We start from the raw sequence: 1,551 nt of genomic DNA on the forward strand, positions 1-1,551 counted from the left end.
GTTCTACGCCAACAAGGAACGGCTGAGGGCCGAGCGGCTTGCACGCGAAGCGGCAACCGCAAAGGGCTGACCGAACGCGGTCGCCGCGCCAACATCTCCTTGATTGATCCTCCGACGGGGCCGGACGTGGTCCCGTTACGTCGCGCCTAAGGCGAGCTTGAGCGCCTGGACGGCGCCTGCCATTGCGTGGCGGGGCGAATGGGCCTCAGGCAGACCCGTTCAATCCGTCGAAACTCCCGCAGCTCTCTGTTGATGCGTCAGCTCTCGATGTCTCCGGGCCATGCGGCGTCGGGCCTGCCGCGAGCGGCAGGCTTGACGGCGTTTGCCTTCCGCCCGAAGATTCAAATGATCCTCAACTGACGTGAATGACGGAGACGTTCGCTCCCAGCCAGTCCGATCCTCATCAGCGAAAACGCAATGGAGCTGACTATGACCACGTTCGACAAGCGCGAGCAGGGCTTTGAGGCTAAATTCGTCCACGACGAGGAGCTCATGTTCAGGGCTACGGCCCGGTCGAACAAGCTGCTCGGACTCTGGGCCGCAAGCCAGCTCGGACTGAGCGGCGAAGCCGCCAGGAGCTATTCCACAGCGCTGGCGACGGACCATCTGGAGAGCCGGACGATGGACGAGGTCGTGGACAAGGTGTCAGGCGATCTCGCCGCCAAGGGCGTGGCGCGCGAGCAGGTCGCCGCGAAGTTCCAGGAATGCCTGCATCAGGCCATTCAACAACTCGAAGCCAAAGAGTGAGCGCGGCGCGGTTTGGTGCTCACAACTCCATGCAAGGTGTGCGGGCGGTCCCTCACTCTGCATGTCTGCGCATTCCGGAGTCGCTGAGCTTGTCGACGTAGGCGATGCCGAGCGCCGAGACGATGAAGGTGATGTGGATCAGCACCTGCCACATCACGCCAGTCTCGGTAAAGCCAGCACGGCTTGAGCCGAGATTGCCGGCCTCGATGAAGGTGCGGAGCAGCGCGATCGAGGAGATGCCGATGATGGCCATGGCGAGCTTGATCTTCAGGACGCTCGCATTGACGTGGCCGAGCCATTCCGGCTCGTCGGGATGGCCCTGGAGATCGAGCCGCGACAYGAACGTCTCGTAGCCGCCGACGATGACCATCACCAGCAGGTTGGAGATCATCACGACGTCGATCAGCGCCAGCACGCTCATCATGATCTGCTGTTCGGTGAGATCGAGGGCGTGCCACGACAGATGCCACAGCTCCTTGAGGAACAGCGCGATGTAGACGCACTGCGCCACGATCAGTCCGAGATAGAGCGGCAGTTGCAGCCAGCGCGAGCCGAAGATGATCATCGGCAGCAGGCCGAGGCGCGGCGAGGGCGGGCGGGCTTCGGCCGTGGGGGCAGGCTCAACCGACATTCAGGCCGCATCCTCGCATCGAGATGAATCTCGCTTTCATGTAGCCCGACAAGATGGCCGGCGGAAGACGCGAGCTGCGCTTGCAGGCTTCCAGGGACCATGCCGTTTCGTGCTACCGTGCCGGGCGGCCGTCGCACGACGGCCTGGATCGCGGGAGGCAGGACGTGCAGAGC

2 protein-coding genes are annotated in these 1,551 nt (G+C 63.5%); one reads left to right on the forward strand and one right to left on the reverse strand.

What is annotated here, in order from left to right; translation table 11 throughout:
* Positions 1-429: 429 nt before the first annotated feature.
* Entirely contained in the window at positions 430-747 is a 318-nt protein-coding gene (locus AC1D00_RS40520) for a DUF1476 domain-containing protein (protein ID WP_477014562.1), read from the forward strand.
* 52 nt (positions 748-799) lie between these two features.
* Here AC1D00_RS40520 and AC1D00_RS40525 read toward each other — a convergent pair whose 3' ends face one another.
* The gene (locus tag AC1D00_RS40525; protein ID WP_477014563.1) at positions 800-1,378 is read right to left on the reverse strand and encodes a TIGR00645 family protein; all 579 of its coding nucleotides are present in this window, start codon (positions 1,376-1,378) and stop codon (positions 800-802) included.
* Positions 1,379-1,551 lie beyond the last annotated feature (173 nt).

The sequence above is a fragment of the Bradyrhizobium sp. P2_E8 genome, from assembly GCF_056403875.1.